The 15,460-nt window shown below is 68.1% G+C and carries 16 protein-coding genes; 10 read left to right on the top strand and 6 right to left on the bottom strand.

Annotated features, from left to right (window positions below; all coding sequences use genetic code 11):
• From ACWEF2_RS22515 to pknB, 4 genes are all read left to right on the top strand, one after another.
• Positions 1–1,377: an FtsW/RodA/SpoVE family cell cycle protein gene (locus ACWEF2_RS22515; RefSeq protein WP_453818093.1), complete on the top strand. Its 1,377-nt coding sequence runs from the start codon at positions 1–3 to the stop codon at positions 1,375–1,377.
• Entirely contained in the window at positions 1,374–2,831 is a 1,458-nt protein-coding gene (locus tag ACWEF2_RS22510; RefSeq protein WP_453818091.1) for a peptidoglycan D,D-transpeptidase FtsI family protein, read from the top strand. Before ACWEF2_RS22515 ends, ACWEF2_RS22510 begins: the two co-directional genes overlap by 4 nt.
• Positions 2,828–4,267, top strand: coding sequence for a protein kinase domain-containing protein (locus ACWEF2_RS22505; RefSeq protein WP_453818089.1), 1,440 nt, complete (start codon positions 2,828–2,830; stop codon positions 4,265–4,267). Before ACWEF2_RS22510 ends, ACWEF2_RS22505 begins: the two co-directional genes overlap by 4 nt.
• A gap of 82 nt (positions 4,268–4,349) precedes the next feature.
• Positions 4,350–6,203 carry a Stk1 family PASTA domain-containing Ser/Thr kinase gene (gene pknB, locus ACWEF2_RS22500; protein WP_453818087.1) on the top strand — a complete coding sequence of 618 codons (1,854 nt, stop codon included), beginning with the start codon at positions 4,350–4,352 and terminating at the stop codon, positions 6,201–6,203.
• 202 nt (positions 6,204–6,405) lie between these two features.
• Here pknB and ACWEF2_RS22495 read toward each other — a convergent pair whose 3' ends face one another.
• From ACWEF2_RS22495 to ACWEF2_RS22485, 3 genes are read right to left on the bottom strand one after another with little or no spacing between them, the layout of a single operon-like run.
• Positions 6,406–6,978 carry an anthranilate synthase component II gene (locus ACWEF2_RS22495; protein WP_453818085.1) on the bottom strand — a complete coding sequence of 191 codons (573 nt, stop codon included), beginning with the start codon at positions 6,976–6,978 and terminating at the stop codon, positions 6,406–6,408.
• Between the two features lie 34 nt (positions 6,979–7,012).
• Positions 7,013–7,192 carry a hypothetical protein gene (locus ACWEF2_RS22490; protein WP_355598851.1) on the bottom strand — a complete coding sequence of 60 codons (180 nt, stop codon included), beginning with the start codon at positions 7,190–7,192 and terminating at the stop codon, positions 7,013–7,015.
• The gene (locus ACWEF2_RS22485; protein WP_453818082.1) at positions 7,189–7,830 is read right to left on the bottom strand and encodes a class E sortase; all 642 of its coding nucleotides are present in this window, start codon (positions 7,828–7,830) and stop codon (positions 7,189–7,191) included. Before ACWEF2_RS22485 ends, ACWEF2_RS22490 begins: the two co-directional genes overlap by 4 nt.
• A gap of 207 nt (positions 7,831–8,037) precedes the next feature.
• Here ACWEF2_RS22485 and ACWEF2_RS22480 point away from each other — a divergent pair, with 207 nt between their 5' ends.
• Positions 8,038–8,283: a cell division protein CrgA gene (locus tag ACWEF2_RS22480; protein ID WP_453818080.1), complete on the top strand. Its 246-nt coding sequence runs from the start codon at positions 8,038–8,040 to the stop codon at positions 8,281–8,283.
• A 48-nt stretch (positions 8,284–8,331) separates the two neighbouring features.
• On the opposite strand, the gene ACWEF2_RS22475 is transcribed toward ACWEF2_RS22480, so the two are convergent.
• Positions 8,332–9,204 (bottom strand): rhomboid family intramembrane serine protease, encoded by an 873-nt coding sequence (locus ACWEF2_RS22475; RefSeq protein WP_355598854.1) that lies wholly within the window; start codon positions 9,202–9,204, stop codon positions 8,332–8,334.
• A 150-nt stretch (positions 9,205–9,354) separates the two neighbouring features.
• A complete protein-coding gene (locus tag ACWEF2_RS22470; RefSeq protein WP_453818077.1) occupies positions 9,355–9,891 on the bottom strand; it encodes a peptidylprolyl isomerase in 537 nt (178 codons plus the stop codon).
• Between the two features lie 239 nt (positions 9,892–10,130).
• Between ACWEF2_RS22470 and ACWEF2_RS22465 the strand changes: the two genes are divergently transcribed.
• Positions 10,131–10,649 carry a hypothetical protein gene (locus ACWEF2_RS22465; protein ID WP_453818075.1) on the top strand — a complete coding sequence of 173 codons (519 nt, stop codon included), beginning with the start codon at positions 10,131–10,133 and terminating at the stop codon, positions 10,647–10,649.
• 179 nt (positions 10,650–10,828) lie between these two features.
• Positions 10,829–11,167, top strand: coding sequence for a Rieske (2Fe-2S) protein (locus ACWEF2_RS22460; RefSeq protein ID WP_453818073.1), 339 nt, complete (start codon positions 10,829–10,831; stop codon positions 11,165–11,167).
• 142 nt (positions 11,168–11,309) lie between these two features.
• Here the strand turns inward: ACWEF2_RS22460 and ACWEF2_RS22455 are convergent, their stop codons facing one another.
• Entirely contained in the window at positions 11,310–12,380 is a 1,071-nt protein-coding gene (locus ACWEF2_RS22455; RefSeq protein ID WP_453818071.1) for a GH25 family lysozyme, read from the bottom strand.
• 156 nt (positions 12,381–12,536) lie between these two features.
• Between ACWEF2_RS22455 and ACWEF2_RS22450 the strand changes: the two genes are divergently transcribed.
• From ACWEF2_RS22450 to ACWEF2_RS22440, 3 genes are all read left to right on the top strand, one after another.
• On the top strand, positions 12,537–12,941 hold the full coding sequence (locus ACWEF2_RS22450; RefSeq protein WP_453818069.1) for a signal peptidase I: 405 nt from the start codon (positions 12,537–12,539) through the stop codon (positions 12,939–12,941).
• A gap of 362 nt (positions 12,942–13,303) precedes the next feature.
• On the top strand, positions 13,304–14,497 hold the full coding sequence (locus tag ACWEF2_RS22445; protein WP_453818067.1) for a pentapeptide repeat-containing protein: 1,194 nt from the start codon (positions 13,304–13,306) through the stop codon (positions 14,495–14,497).
• Complete coding sequence (locus ACWEF2_RS22440; protein WP_453818065.1) at positions 14,494–15,414, top strand: ABC transporter substrate-binding protein; 921 nt, start codon at positions 14,494–14,496, stop codon at positions 15,412–15,414. The genes ACWEF2_RS22445 and ACWEF2_RS22440 overlap by 4 nt, the downstream gene beginning before the upstream one ends.
• Positions 15,415–15,460 lie beyond the last annotated feature (46 nt).

The raw sequence follows: 15,460 nt of genomic DNA, 5'->3' as shown, positions 1-15,460 counted from the left end.
ATGAGCACCCCAAGCGCCGAGCCCGTCCCCCTGCCCGCCAAACGGCGGGTGGCCCAGTTGGCGATGCTCGCCTTCGCGGTCGTGATCGTCATGGGCGCGTACGCCAACGTGGGGCTGGCGATCGACAAACAGGTCCCCGCGGGCATGCTCACCTACGGCCTCGGCCTGGGCGGGCTCATGCTGGCCGCCTACCTGGTGCTGGCGAGGTTCGCCCCCTGGGCGGACCCGCTGATCCTGCCGCTGGTCACCCTCGTCAACGGCCTCGGGCTGGTGGTCATCTACCGGCTGGAGTCGGCCCCCCTGCCGGGGGCGTCGGCCAGCAACCAGCTGCTGTGGACCGGGGTCGGGGTCGTGCTGTTCTCCGTGACGCTGATCGTGCTGCGCGACCACCGCGCGCTGCAGCGTCTGACCTACACCGCCGGCGCGGTCGGCCTGGCCCTGCTGATCTCGCCGCTGCTGCCGTTCCTCGGCAAGGAGATCAACGGCGCCCGCATCTGGATCGGGGTGGGCGGCGCCACCCTCCAACCGGCCGAGTTCGCCAAGCTCGCGCTGGTCGTCTTCTTCGCCGGTTACCTCGTCGCCAAGCGCGACGTGCTGGCCCTGGCGGGGCGGCGGCTGCTCTTCATCGATCTGCCCCGCGCCCGCGACCTCGGCCCGGTCCTCATCACCTGGGGTTTCAGCCTGGGCGTGCTGGTCCTGCAGAAGGACCTCGGCTCCTCGCTGCTGATCTTCGGCACGTTCATCGCGATGCTCTACATCGCCACCCAGCGCACCTCGTGGGTGCTGATCGGCATCCTGCTCTTCGTCGGCGGCGCGATCCTGGCCGGGATGGTCTTCACCCACGTGCAGGACCGCTTCACGGTCTACCTGAACCCCGAGGACCCCCTCCTCTATGACAAACCCGGCGGCAGCTACCAGCTCCTGCAGGGCCTGTTCGGCATGGGACAGGGCGGCGTGCTCGGCACCGGCCTCGGCCAGGGGCACCCCGAGCTGATCCCGCTGGCCTTCTCCGACTTCATCTTCGCCGCCACCGGCGAGGAGCTCGGCCTGACCGGGCTGATGGCCCTGCTGATGGTCTACGCCCTGCTGGTGGAGCGCGGCCTGCGCACCTCGATCGCGGCCCGCGACCCGTTCTCCAAGCTGCTGGCGGGCGGCCTGTCGTTCATCCTGGCCTGGCAGGTCTTCATCATCGTCGGCGGCGTCACGAACCTGATCCCGCTGACCGGCCTGGTCACCCCGTTCATGTCCCAGGGCGGTTCGGCGCTGCTGGCTAACTGGATCCTTATCGCGCTGCTGGTACGGATGTCGGATGCGGCCAGAAAGCCGCCGCCCCAGGCCATCCAGGACGAAGGAATGACACAGGTGTTCCAGCGATGAACGGTCCCCTCAAGCGCGCGGCCCTCGCCTGCCTGCTCATGTTCGGCCTGCTCATGATCAACGTGAACTACCTGCAGGCCGTACGGGCGGAGGACCTCCGCTCCGACTCGCGCAACACCCGCAACTTCTTCGCCCGCTACGAGATCGAGCGCGGCCGGATCACCGCGGGCAACAAGGTGCTCGCCGAGTCGGTCGACACCGGCGACAACAAGTTCCGTTTCCAGCGGCGGTATCCCGAGGGCAAGATCTACGCGCCCGTCACCGGGTTCTTCGCGCCGGAGAGCGAGCGCGACATGGAGCGGGCGGAGAACCGCCTGCTCAACGGGACCAGCGCCGACCTGCTGATCCGGCGCAGCATCGACCTGTTCACCGCCAAGCGGTCCAAGGGCGCCAACGTCGACCTGACGATCAACCCCAGGGCGCAGGAGGCCGCCTACCGGGCGCTGGGCGCCAGTGGCAAGAAGGGCGCGCTGGTCGCGATCGAGCCGAAGACCGGGGCGATCCTCGCGATGGTCTCGATCCCCACCTACGACCCCAACCCGCTCTCCAAGCCGAGCAAGGAAGACGTCAACAAGGCGTACCGTAAACTCGACAAGGACGAGGACCGGCCGCTGGTGAACCGGGCGATCGAACGGACCTACCCTCCGGGGTCGACCTTCAAGGTGGTCACCATGGCGGCCTATCTGGAGAGCGACGACACCGTCGGCCCGCAGACCGAGGTGGACGCCCCTCAGGTGCTCGACCTGCCCAACACCACCGCCGACCTGCCCAACTACGGTGGCGCGGCGTGCGGTTCCGGCCGGGTGACGCTGTCGTTCGCGCTGGAGAAGTCGTGCAACACCCCGTTCGGCAAGATCGCCATGCAGCTGGGCTACGACGCCGTGCACGACCAGGCCGAGAAGTTCGGCATCGGCGGTGACGCGCTGGAGATCCCGATGTCGGTCTCGGCCAGCGACTTCGGCCCCCGCGAGGACGAGGCCGCGCTCGCCCAGGCGTCGATCGGGCAGCGCAGCAACCAGATGACACCGCTGCAGATGGCCATGATCGCCGCGGGCATCGCCAACAACGGCGTGGTCATGAAGCCGTACCTGGTGAACAGGATCGCGGACGCGGAGGGCGGCGAGATCGACGGCGCCGACCCCACCGAGCTCTCCACCGCGATGAGCGAGGACAGCGCGCGCAAGCTCCAGGAGATGATGGTCAACGTCGTCAACAACGGCACCGCGAGCGCGGCGCAGATCCCGGGGGTGTCCGTCGGCGGCAAGACCGGCACCGCCGAGACCGCCCAGGGCAGGGCTCCGCACGCGTGGTTCATCTCCTTCGCCCCCGCCGACGACCCCAAGGTCGCTCTCGCGCTCATCGTCGAGTCCGGCAGCGCCGGGGACGACGCCTCCGGCGGTCACACCGCCGCCCCCATCGCCAAGAGCGTGATGGAAGCGGTGCTGGGCAGATGACCGCCCTGCTCGGAGGCCGATACCGCCCGCTGGGGCGGATCGCGACGGGCGGTATGGGTGAGGTCTGGCGGGCCCGGGACGAGCTGCTCGGCCGCGAGGTGGCGGTCAAGCTGCTGCGCCGGCATGTGGCGGCCGATCCGGCCTTCCGCGACCGGTTCCGGATGGAGGCCAGGATCGCGGCGGGACTCGCGGACCCCGGCATCGCCCAGGTCTTCGACTACGGCGAGGCCGACGGCGTCGCCTACCTGGTGATGGAGCTGGTTCCCGGCGAGTCGCTGGCGAGCATCCTGGCCCGCGACGGCAGGCTGGGCGCCGAGGTGACCCTCGACGTGATCCACCAGACCGCCAGAGGTCTGCGGGCCGCGCACGGTTCGGGGATCATCCACCGGGACATCAAGCCGGGCAACCTGCTCGTCACCGAGGCCGGTGTGATCAAGATCACAGACTTCGGTATCGCCAGGGCGCTGGAGGCCGCGCCGGTGACCCAGACGGGCGTCCTGCTCGGCACCGCCCAGTACCTCAGTCCTGAGCAGGCCTCCGGGGAGCGGCTGACCTTCGCGACCGACATCTACTCCCTCGGCGTTGTGGCCTACGAGTGCCTTGCCGGGCGCCCGCCGTTCAGGGCCGAGACGCAGGTGGCGATCGCGCTCATGCACATCGGCGACGTCCCGCCGCCGCTGCCCGAGGACGTACCGCGACCGGTGCGCGATCTGGTCATGGCGTGCCTGTCCAAGGATCCCGGGCTACGGCCGGGCGGCGCCGGGGAGCTGTCGGCGCGGGCGTACGCGCTGCGCGCCTCCCTCACCACGGCGGCCGCCGCCGACCTGGCCATGCTCACCGACCCCGCGGGGTGGCGGGCGGAGCCCGCGGTCCAGTGGCCCGCGGAGATCGCCCCGGTCCTGGCGGTGCCCGGGGAGCCGGGCCGGGCCCCCTCCCCGATCACCCCGATGTCCCCGGTCCCGGCATCGGCATCGGCATCGGCGGAAACCGTACGGGGAGCCACGCGGCGCCGGGGGCTCCGCCGGACGACGGTGATCGTCGCCGCGGTCGCGGGGTGCGCCGCCACCCTCAGCCTGGGCACACTGGTGCTCCAGAACCTGGCGGACCGCACCGGCGACATCGGGCAGGGGGAACCGGTCACCCCGGCGAGCCCGGCCGGCAGGACCCCCTCGGCCCGGCCGAGCCGGCCCAAGCCGGTGACGACCAGACCACCTGTCTCACCGACGAAGTCACTCCGCCCTACGCCCACGCCGTCGGCTACGGTAAGCACATCGGCCACGCCCAGCGCCCAGCCGACGAAGTCGCCATCGCCCAGCCCCAGCCCCAGTCCGTCCACTCCGACCCCGACGCCCACCACCCCGTCGGCGACACCCAGCCTCACGCCGAGCACCACTCCCTCATCCGGCGACACGGACCAGCCGAACGAGGAGACGTGATGCGGCAAGGGGTCGATGATGGACACCGGTGGCCCAAGAGCTCACCGGCACCCAAGATGAACGGTAAGGGACAGTGCAGGAAATGACTCAGCCCCGACGCCTCGGCGATCGCTACGAGCTTGACGGCGTCGTCGGGCGTGGCGGCATGGCCGAGGTCTATCGCGCCCGAGACATCCGGCTGGATCGGATCGTCGCCATCAAGACCCTCCGCGCGGACCTGGCAAGGGATCACATCTTCCAGGCCCGTTTCCGTCGAGAGGCGCAGTCCGCCGCGTCACTGAACCATCCGTCCATCGTCGCCGTCTACGACACGGGCGAGGACACGGCGGAGAGCGCGCCGGTGCCGTACATCGTGATGGAGTACGTCGACGGCCGCACACTGCGCGATCTGCTCCGCGCCGACCGGCGGCTGCTGCCCGAGCGCGCGGCCGAGCTGGTCGACGGGATCCTGCGGGCGCTGGACTACAGCCACCGCGGCGGCATCGTCCACCGGGACATCAAACCGGCGAACATCATGATCACTCGCAACGGCGACGTGAAGGTCATGGACTTCGGCATCGCCCGCGCGATGGCCGACTCGGCCGCGACCATGACACAGACCGCCCAGGTGATCGGCACCGCCCAGTACCTCTCTCCGGAGCAGGCCAGGGGCGAGCGGGTGGACGCCCGCAGCGACATCTACTCCACCGGCTGCGTGCTGTACGAGCTGCTGACCGGGCAGCCGCCGTTCACCGGCGACTCCCCCGTCGCGATCGCCTACCAGCACGTGCGCGAGGACCCGATCCCGCCGTCACAGATCGACCCCGACATTCCCAAGTGGGCCGACGCCATCGTGCTCAAGGCGATGGCCAAGGACCCGGCGCACCGCTACCAGAACGCCGGGGAGATGCGGGCCGACATCCAGCGGGCGATGTCCGGCATGCCGATGGACGCCCAGACGATGGCGCTGGCCAACAACTACGGCGCGGCCACCCGCACCATGCAGCAGCAGGACGCCGCCGGCGGCCCGGCCACCCAGCGCACCACCGCCGTCCCCGCCTACGAGTACGGCGGGCAGGAGGGCGGACGGGGCGAGCGCGGCCGTCGCCGGCAGCAGAACGGCAACACCGCGGTCAAGACCGCCGCGTGGATCCTGGTCCCGCTTCTGATCATCGGCGCCTTCATCGGCGTGGGCTACATGTTCCTGAGCTCACCCGGCGACACCTCGGCCGGGGAGAAGGTGAAGATCCCCTCGCTGGCCACCCAGACCGTGGCCTCGGCGACCAAGGCGCTTGAGGACCTCAAACTGACGGTCAAGATCGTCGAGGTGTTCGACGAAAAGCTGCCGAAGGACACGGTGATCGACACCGACCCGGCGGCCGGCACCGAGGTCCCGCAGAAGAGCGAGGTCACGCTCAAGGTCTCCAAGGGCGCGGAGAAGGTCGAGGTGCCCAATGTGCTCAACATGAGCGTGGAGGAGGCCACCGCCGCGCTCAAGGAGCGGGGCTTCAACGTGAGCGTGCAGACCAAGCCGTCCGGCGGCCCGCAGGGCAAGGTGTTCCAGACCGATCCCGCCGCCGGCAGGAAGGCCGCCAAGGACAGTACGGTCCGGATCTACATTCCCACGGAGGCCCTGGAGGTGCCGAGTGTGGTCAACCTCACGGTGCAGGACGCCATGAAGAGGCTCCGGGAGGCGGGTTTCAGGACCAACGTCGTCAAGCAGGAGAGCGACATGCCGGTGGGCATCGTCCTCAACCAGACGCCGGGGGCGGGTGCCAGGGTCCAGCCGAACACCACGATCACTCTGACCGTCTCCAGCGGACGGCCTCAGCAGCCGACCGAGGAGCCGACGTACCCGACCGAGGAGCCGACGGCCACCGAGGAGCCCGAGCCGGAGCCGACGGAGACCGACGGCCCGATCGTCGACAACCCGCCCGGTGACGGCGAAATGGGCTGAGCGCCACCGACCCGACGAGGAGGACCCCCACCGGACGGGTGGGGGTCCTCCTCGTTTTCCAGGCTCTCCACCGCCGGTCACCGGGGCTCTCGCGCGGCTCTCCGCTCCGGGGCCGCGCGGACGGCACGGCGATGAGCCCCTCCGCCACTCGGGGGCGGTGGCGGAAGGGCTCACTGGTTAGTCGTCCAGGACGGCGGTGGCGTTACACGATTCCGGCAAGCCAGTTTCCGAGCAGCAGGCGGCCGTGTTCGGAGATCACCGATTCGGGGTGGAACTGCACGCCCTCCACCGGCGCGGTGCGGTGCCGCAGTCCCATGATCACACCATCGTCGCTGACCGCTGTGACCTGGAGAGTCTCCGGAACCGTCTCGGGCATGACCGCCAGCGAGTGGTAACGCGTCATGGTCACCGGGGACGGCACGCCGGCGAAGACGCCGCGCCCATCGTGGGTGATCGGGCTGGTACGGCCGTGCATCAGCTCGGGGGCCCGGGCCACGGTGGCACCGTGGGCGACCGCGATGGCCTGGTGGCCGAGGCAGACGCCGAGCAGCGGCAGGCCGAGGACCTCGCAGTGGCCGACGAGCGGGAGGCTCACCCCGGCGTCCTCCGGGCTGCCGGGCCCCGGGCTGATCAGGACCCCGTCGAAGCCGGCGGTGTCCCCGACCACGACGTGGTCCCGATCGCGGACGTCACAGGCGGCGCCCAGCTCACGGAGATACTGAACGATGGTGTGGACAAAGCTGTCGTGGTTGTCCACGACGAGGACGCGGGTCATCGGGCCACTCTCATCGAGCCACCTGCCGGGTCACCTATCGGGTCACGGTGACGTGGTCGAGTGGGACGCGGGGTTCGAGCCAAGGGAACACGACATACCAGAGTACGGCCGCCGCCAGCCCGGCCAGTACCAGCGCGACGAAAACCCTGACCGCGAGGGAACCGGGAAGCAGCCGCCAGATCCAGCCGTACATGGTGGAACTCCTCGTCCTCATTGGCCACGCTCCTCGCGTTTCGCCAGCTCGCCGGAGACGATGAGCCGCTGGGCGGCCGAGTACTCCGGATGGCAGGTGGACAGCGTGATCCAGGCGTCGGTGGGCATGCGGCCGGGCTGTCCGGGGACGGGGGCGACCACGTCCAGCTCGGTGGGGTCGACGGCGCGCGTGCCGGTGACCCGGTAGGTGTAGCGGGCCTCGCGGGCCTCGATCACGATCTCGTCGCCCCGGCGGAGCTCGTCGATGCGGTTGAAGGGCGCCGCGTAGGTGGTCCGATGCCCAGACAGCACGAAATTTCCTATTTTTCCAGGCATGGCGGTGCCGGGGTAGTGACCGGGCCCCATCCTGAGCTGCTCCCGGCCGACACCCTCCACGATGGCGTACTGGTAGTCGGCGCCGAGCCTGGGGATCCTGAGCAGCGCCAGGGCCCCGCCCAGCCGGACCCTGCCGGGCCCCGCCGGACCCTGCCTCTGCTCGGTGAGGGGCCGCTCACGGTCGACGAGGAGCTGTTCGCGGAGCAACGTCTGCTGCCGCGCCGTGTAGGAGCCGGTCCCCCAGAGCAGGTAGGCGCAGAAGAACAGGAGGATCACCCCCGCTGTGACGCCCAGCTCCCCGAAAGCTCTCAGCGCGGCTCTCATGGGTTCAAGGTAATGACGATGAATCATTCCACCCCGGTAGGGATCGCGGCGTTGATCCAAGGTTTGCCCTGTGATGGCCCCCTATGGGATCGCCATGTCCGGGGTGTGCCGACTATTCTTACTCGGGTCTTCGCTCACCAGCGATTACGCTAGCTGACATGGCCTGCGCACGATCCGGATCGCGCAGGGTTGACGCAGGAGAACCCAGTGCCCAAGTCCAAGACTCGTAAGAAGGCGGTTTACACGCCGCCGCAGACGTCCCAGCAGGTCAAGATGAGCCCCCGCTGGCTGGCGCCGGTCATGGTGACCTCCTGGATCGTCGGGATCCTATGGATCGCCGTCTACTACATCGCACCCACCGCGCCCGGTATCGTCTCCCTGCACAACTGGAACCTGCTGGTCGGGTTCGTCTTCATCATCTTCGGCGTGGTGCTGTCCACCCGCTGGCGCTAGCTTTTCCACAGCGTTTATCCACACCCTGGGGAAGCATCAGGGTGTGGATCAGCCCCGGGTCATGAGATAGGCCTGGTAGGCGAACGGCGGCAGCAGCGCCACCAGCGCGACGAGCACCACGAGCAGCGCCACGCAGCCTCCCCACTGAACCGCGTCGCGGTTCTTCGGCGGGGCGTAGGCGAAGATCCCCGCGACCACGGCACCGGTCAGCAGACCGCCCAGGTGGCCCTGCCAGCTGATGCCGGGGACCACGAAGGTGAGCACCGCGTTGATGCCGATCAGCCAGAGCACGCCCCGGGCGTCGTAGCCCAGCTTCCTGGCGACGACGAAGAGCCCGCCGAACAGACCGTAGATCGCTCCCGAGGCCCCCACCGCGTTGATGCCGAACAGGTAGACCGCGACGGACCCGCCGAGCGCGGAGAGCAGATAGAGCGCCAGGAAGCGCGAGGAGCCGAGACGTCGCTCCAGCTCCGGGCCGATGGCGTACAGCGCCCACATGTTGAAGATGATGTGGGTGATCGAGAAACTGCCGCCCGGCGGCGCGTGCAGGAAGGCGCCGCTGATCAGGCGCCACCACTCGCCGACGGCGACCGAGCCGGAGTCCATCATGAAGTAGCCCAGCACCCTGGCGGGGCTGAGGATCTCCGCGCCGTAGGCCAGGATGTTGACGATCAGCAGGGCCCAGGTGACCCGGGGCGTGGTGACCGCCCGGCCGCCGAAGACCGCCTGTGCCCGCCGTACCGTCCTGTTGCCCTGGGCCACGCACTCGGGGCACTGGAAGCCGACCGAGGCGTCACGCATGCAGTCGGGACAGATGGGCCGCTCACAGCGCTGGCAGCGCACGTAGGTCTCACGACCCGGGTGCCGGTAACACGTGGGAACGGCGGCGGTTTCGGACTCGCTGGGTGGCTGAGTGGTCATGGCGTGTCGCTGGCCCCTTCGACCGTGCTGTTATCCACAGACTGCCAGCCTATTCATGATCCTGAGCATTCGCGCCGGTGAGCCGAGGTTGGGGTACGGCACGGCACGCTCGGGCGGCGACCTCCGCGCTGAGGTCACCGCCCGAAACGATCAGCCCTGGACGCGCTCGATGGTGACCGACTCCAGGACGACGGGGTCGGTGGGGCGGTCACGGGCGTCGGTGTCGGTCTTGGCGATGGCGTCGATGACGTCCTGGCCCTCGACGACCTCCCCGAAGATGGTGTGCTTGCCGTTCAGGTGCGGCGTGGGCACCACGGTGATGAAGAACTGCGAGCCGTTGGTGCCACGGCCGCCCTGGATGCCGGCGTTGGCCATGGCGAACAGGTACGGACGGTTGAAGTACAGCTCCGGGTGGATCTCGTCGTCGAACTTGTAACCGGGGCCGCCGATGCCCTGCCCCAGCGGGTCACCGCCCTGGATCATGAAGTTGTCGATGACCCGGTGGAAGACCGTGCCGTCGTAGAGCCTGGCGGTGGTCTTCTCCCCCGTCTCCGGGTGCACCCACTCGCGCGTCCCCTCGGCGAGCTCGACGAAGTTGCGCACGGTCTTGGGCGCATGATCCGGAAAGAGCTGTATCTTCACGCTACCGCGATTGGTGTTCAGGTTGGCGATCAACTTCTCAGCCACGATCGGGCTCCCCCTTCAGGTCGCTGGCTAAAGCCTCTGCAACGTGCTGTTTCATAGTGTTCTGATGGCTGCGGCCGTAGCCGGTCCACCTAGCATCCTCCCACGACCGGTAATGATTGAGCCGCCTTCGAGCGGGAAGGGGTGGCAACGGGGCCCCGACGACTGGGGAGGTTAACGTGCCTCTTGCACTATTTAGAAAGCGCCACGTGATTGTGGTTCCGGACACACGGCTGAGCCACATGAGGGCTCAGGTCGCCCGTGCCGCCGATCTCGCCTCCGAGCGGGTCGGCCCGATGGCCGGACAGGCCCGCGAAGTGGCCCACCAGGCCCGTGGCACGGCTGGTGACCGGCTCTTCATCGCCCGGGAGTGGGCGGCGCCCAAGCTGGACGCCGCCGCCCATTCGGTCGAGGAGCAGATCGCGCCGAAGGTGAGCGCGCTGCTGTCACAGGCGGCCAGCAAGATCGATCCCACGCCGCGAGCCAGATCCCGGAAATGGCCGATGCTCCTGCTGTTCACCGGGATCGCGATCGGCGCGGTCGGCTTCGCGCTGTACCGCAAGAACGCCGACCAGTGGACCGAGGCGATGAAGGAGAACGCGTCCGACGCGTCGCAGTGGGCGGCGGAGAAGGCGCGGGCCGGCGCGGAGAAGGTCTCCGACGTGACGGACGAGGCCAAGTCGAAGATCGACTCCAAGGCCGACCAGATGGGCCGCAAGGCAGAGCACCGGGCGGACCAGGCTTCCAAGAAGCTGTCCTGACCTGCTCACAGGTCTGTCCCGACCTGTCGAAGGTGCGGCCCGCGCCGTCCGGCGCGGGCCGCACCTTCGTGTTCTCCCGTCCTTCCCGTTGGACGGGCTGCCGCCCGGCGTCCCGGGGCTGCTCCTGCTGGTCGCCGCCCTGACCCGGCCGGCGGTCGGCCGGGCGACTGCGCCGCCTGATGGCCTCCGCCGCCGCGTGGATACGCCCGGCGGAGGCCGCCCAGGAGGCCGCGGCCACCGTACTCGCCAGGACCGGCAGCATCCCCGTCGGCGGAGGAAAGATCATCAAGGGCAGGTGGGTGGTCACCCAGCCCACCCGGGGCTCCTTCCGAGCCTTCAGCGCCGTCTGCACCCACCAGGGCTGTACGGTCGCCACCGTCAGCGGCGGCACCGTCAACTGCCCCTGTCACGGCAGCAGGTTCCGCATCTCCGAAGGCTCGGTGGTGAAGGGGCCGGCCACCGGCGCCCTGTCCCGCCGGAAGATCAAGGTCTCCAAGGGCGTCATCCGGCTCGGCTGACCTGGAGCACACAGGCCGTCGGCCGGAGCCTCGATCACACCGGCCACCCCGAACAGTGGCGTCTCACGCGCCCAGGCCCCTCCTCGGCGGGCCCTGCCCGGCACTGCCCGGCAGTGTACGACTTTAGGGGTGTTAAGGGGATTTATCGTGATTTAGGGATCATAGTGAGGTTCACTGTACCGATTTTGATCGTCAGACCTCGCGTACGGTATGACCTGACCGGCTTACCCGGCTTACTCGGTTTACCCGCCTTGGCGGGCTTGGCGGGCCTGACGGGCTTGGTGACGAACCTCAGCCTGAGCCGCTCCCCCGAGGCCAGCCTCGCGATCGTGCACCGCACCGCCGTACCGCTGAACCGGCACCACGGCCCGGCCTTGACGATTCTCTGCCCGCCGAAGACCCGGCCGGTCACGGTGACCCCGGTGGCGGGGTCCTTCCCGGTGTTGAGGACCGTCAGGACGTAGGTGTTCCCTGCCGCCCTCCCCGCGGCGGCGATCTCCGGAGGTGGCTGGGCGAGCATCTTGAGCTGCGGCAGGGTGCCGTTGAAGCTGTTCTGCCCGCCGGGGAGCTCCCCCTTGTCGGCGGACTGCCAGAAGCTCTGCCGCGGCCAGCCGGCCGGAAGCTCGCCCGGCTCGTCCCCCCACCGCGCCAGCCAGAGGGGATTGCCGCCGAAGACCGCCGAGTTTCCGGTACAGGTCCGCCACCAGTCCGTGGTGGTGTAGATGATCGCGTCCCGTCCCGTCCGCAGCCGGTACCGCCGGGTGAAATCGGTCACCCAGGCGATGGTCTGCCGCCGGTTCAGGCCGTAGCAGTGGTTGAGCCCGTTCCTGTTCCGGTAGGGGTTGTTCTCCACGTCCAGCACGCCCGGCAGGGTCTGGCCGTCCGCGGTCCAGCCGCCGCCGTTGTCGACGAAGAAGTCGGCCTGCTCCGCGCCGCCCGACTCATGGGGCTGGGCGAAGTGGTAGGCGCCCCGGATCATCCCCGCCTCGGCGGCCCCGCCGTACTGGACGGCGAAGAGAGGGTTGCGGTAGTTCAGCCCCTCGGAGGCGTGCACGAAGGCGAACGCGGCGCCGTCTCCGGAGACGGCCGCCCAGTCGACCTCTCCCGTCCAGTTGCTGACATCGACCCCGGTGACCCCGACCCCCGTCTGCAGCTTTCCCGGAACGAGCGCCCCCGCCACCACAACCGCGAGCACCAGAGACAGACGTTTCACGTGAATCCCCGCCTTTCGCGTCGCAACGGGCAAGATCTTGACTGATCCCGACAGGGAACCGCAAGGGCGGGAGATGGTTCTCACCACGGCACATCCACCTCCACAGGGCATGTCACCCGAGGCGCCGTACCTCCTGAGCGAAGGCGATGAGGTCGGATGGACACCGTGTTAATGTCACGATTCGTGACGGAGAACGTATACGTGGGTAGCGCTGACGTGGACGCGGCCGGTGATCGCGGCTGGCTACTCGGGCACTTCAAGCCGGCCGACGACGTCCGGCACAGCGATGACGTCGAAATCAAATGGGGTGTGCATCCTCGTGGCGATGAGCGGGCGCAATGGGTCATCGGCGAGAAACGTACCGCACTGCTCATACTGATCAGTGGCCGTTTCCGGGTGGAGCTCCCGGGACGCAGCGTGCTGTTGACCAAACAAGGCGACTACGTGGTCTGGGGACACGGCGTCGACCACTCCTGGTACGCCGAAGAGGAATCGGTGGTGCTCACCGTCCGCTGGCCGTCCGTCCCGGGCTACGCGGTCCCCGGCCCGGAAGTCGAATAACCGGTCGGACGGGGGCGCGCCGCCCGGCACTCCCGCGGGGAGGCCGGGGAGGGCGGCGACCGTTCACAGGTCGCCACAGCCCGAGTCCCCGGGGCCGATATCAGGCCGACCAGAACAAAAACGGCCATACCGCTAGAGATGACATGTCGTCGGCACATGACCTCGGCACCTCCGTCCACACCCCGGCCGCAGCCGGAACGCCGGAGGGGAACGCCGGCACGTCAGCGGAGCCCTTCCTTTTCGGACAACCTCAAATGAAATAGAAAACTCTCGACATCATCGCAAGGCGCTCCCGAAAGTGTCAGTATTAAAGACAACGAAATAAATTGATCTTATGCGCTAGGGTGCCCCCCGGTGAGAATGTGGACAAAGCCCCCCAAAAAGTCTTTTCTCGGATTAAGCAGATGCTACGCGGAAGAATGGAGCCGCCTCCGGCAGGCATCCGCCCCATTTCCGCAGTCCAGTCCGGGCCACCCGCCAACGCCCCTCAACCAAACGAGACGGGCGCACCGTCAAACCGCCGGCACAGCGCGTTCCTCGACTGGTTCACCGCAACCGGATCCCTGATAAGCGGCCTTGCGACGGCCGGCGCCCTGATCTTCGCCGGAGGGTCGGTGCAGACCTCTTCCGACGCGGTGAAAGTCGCGCGTGAGCAGTTGAGACAGGCGGAGGACAGTCAGATCACAGAGCGTTTCACCAAGGCGGTGAACCAGCTTTCCTCCCGGGCGCTCACCGTCCGGCTCAGCGGCATATACACCCTGGAGCGAGTGGCCAGCGACTCGGAACGCGATCAACCGGTGGTCATCGAAGCACTGTGCGCCTTTGTTCGCGTCAAAACGGAGGAGCTTCGCTCCGGGCCGGAGAAGAGATCTCCCACTCATCCCGGCCTCGACACGCAGGCGGCCCTGAGCGTGATCGGCCGCCGGCTGATACGCGATCAGCCGGAAGTGGTCGACCTCCGAAAAGCACACCTGGTAGGCGCGGACCTGACCTACGCCCGCCTCGCGAAGGCGAACCTCGGAAAGGCGAACCTCTCCTTCTCCGAGCTCAAGAAGGCGATCCTGACAGAGGCGAACCTGCCGAACGCGGTGCTCGTGGGAGCGAACCTCGACGTGGCCGAGATCGAGAGCGCGGTGCTTGCCAAGGCCGACCTGACGGACGCCGTGCTCACCGGCGCCAAGATGGCGAACTCCCGGTTCGGAAGAGCGAAACTTATACGGGCGCAACTGCAGGGGGCGATCCTGTCGAACGCCCGTTTCCCCGGTACGGACTTCACCGACGCAAAGCTCGGAGGAGCGACGATGTCGGACGCCTCCGCCCCTCTCGGAAAATTTATCCGAACCGATTTGAGCGGGGCGATACTACATAACGCGGACCTCAGTGAGGCCAACTTCAAGGACGCCACGCTGGTGCAGGCGGATCTCTCTTCCGCAGACCTGACAGACGCACGGAATCTCACCCTCGGCCAGCTCAGATCCGCGAAAGGGATAACCGTGGAAACGAGGCTTCCCCCTGGTTTCACCTGGACCCCGGAGAGAGGAGTGCAGAAAAAATGATCCCCCATCCCCCTGCCGGCCCCGGCGAAGGTTTTTCGGCACACGGCGCGGCCTCCCTGAAGAGGGGGCCGGCCTCGGTTCTCACGCTCATCGTCATTCTGGCCGTCTCGCTCGTCGGCGGCTGCTCGACGGCGAAGCCGGAGAAGATTGTCTCGCTCTCCCCCTCCGCCACGGAGATTCTCTTCCAGATCGGCGCGGGGGACGAGGTCGTGGGTGTGGACGAGCACTCCACCTACCCGCCGGAGGTCCGGAACAGGAGGGATTCAAAGCTCTCCGGTCTCAACCCGGATCTGAATCAGATATTGAGCTACCGGCCCAGCATAGTGATCCTCTCGGAGCGCACTCCCGCCTCAGGCATGAACAGTGTCGGCCCCGCTCTCACCGCGAAGGGCGTCAAGGTGCTGATCGAGCCGGCCCCGGAGGACGTCGAAGGCGTTTACCGGCAGATCCAGAAGATAGGTGCGGAGACCGGGCGGGAGGAGGGGGCGGAAAAACTCGCGTCGACCATGCGGCGACGTATCGACGAGATCGTCCGGCGGACCACGAAGGCGGCCACCGTACGGAGTTACTATCACGAACTCGACAACACTTACTATTCCGCTACTTCCAACACCTTCATTGGATCGATCTACGCCATGTTCGGGCTCAGAAACATAGCGGACAAGTTCGACTCCGAGGGGTCCGGCTACCCCAAGCTCTCCGTCAAGAACGTCGTCGCGGCGAATCCGGACATCATCTTCCTCGCCGACACCAATTGTTGCGGGCAGAACGCCGCGACCGTCGCCGCCCGTCCGGGATGGGGGAAAATCTCCGCGGTGCGCGACAAGAGGATCGTCGCACTCAACGACGACATCGCATCTCGCTGGGGTCCCCGCCTGGTGGATCTGGTCCAGGTGATATCCCAGAAAATCAGATAAGCCCCTCATTTCTCCCGCGGCCCACCGGCGGACCCCGTGATTCGCG

It is taken from the genome of Streptosporangium sp. NPDC004631 (genome assembly GCF_053601935.1).
The sequence above is the reverse complement of the archived record's forward strand: the minus strand, read 5'-3'. Positions and strand labels throughout refer to the sequence as shown.

Coding starts and splice junctions, on each gene's coding strand:
- ACWEF2_RS22515 (WP_453818093.1), top strand. CDS start 1: ATGAGCACCCCAAGCGCCGAGCCCGTCCCCCTGCCCGCCAAACGGCGG.
- ACWEF2_RS22510 (WP_453818091.1), top strand. CDS start 1,374: ATGAACGGTCCCCTCAAGCGCGCGGCCCTCGCCTGCCTGCTCATGTTC.
- ACWEF2_RS22505 (WP_453818089.1), top strand. CDS start 2,828: ATGACCGCCCTGCTCGGAGGCCGATACCGCCCGCTGGGGCGGATCGCG.
- pknB (WP_453818087.1), top strand. CDS start 4,350: ATGACTCAGCCCCGACGCCTCGGCGATCGCTACGAGCTTGACGGCGTC.
- ACWEF2_RS22495 (WP_453818085.1), bottom strand. CDS start 6,978: ATGACCCGCGTCCTCGTCGTGGACAACCACGACAGCTTTGTCCACACC.
- ACWEF2_RS22490 (WP_355598851.1), bottom strand. CDS start 7,192: ATGAGGACGAGGAGTTCCACCATGTACGGCTGGATCTGGCGGCTGCTT.
- ACWEF2_RS22485 (WP_453818082.1), bottom strand. CDS start 7,830: ATGAGAGCCGCGCTGAGAGCTTTCGGGGAGCTGGGCGTCACAGCGGGG.
- ACWEF2_RS22475 (WP_355598854.1), bottom strand. CDS start 9,204: ATGACCACTCAGCCACCCAGCGAGTCCGAAACCGCCGCCGTTCCCACG.
- ACWEF2_RS22465 (WP_453818075.1), top strand. CDS start 10,131: ATGAGGGCTCAGGTCGCCCGTGCCGCCGATCTCGCCTCCGAGCGGGTC.
- ACWEF2_RS22460 (WP_453818073.1), top strand. CDS start 10,829: ATGGCCTCCGCCGCCGCGTGGATACGCCCGGCGGAGGCCGCCCAGGAG.
- ACWEF2_RS22450 (WP_453818069.1), top strand. CDS start 12,537: ATGGACACCGTGTTAATGTCACGATTCGTGACGGAGAACGTATACGTG.
- ACWEF2_RS22440 (WP_453818065.1), top strand. CDS start 14,494: ATGATCCCCCATCCCCCTGCCGGCCCCGGCGAAGGTTTTTCGGCACAC.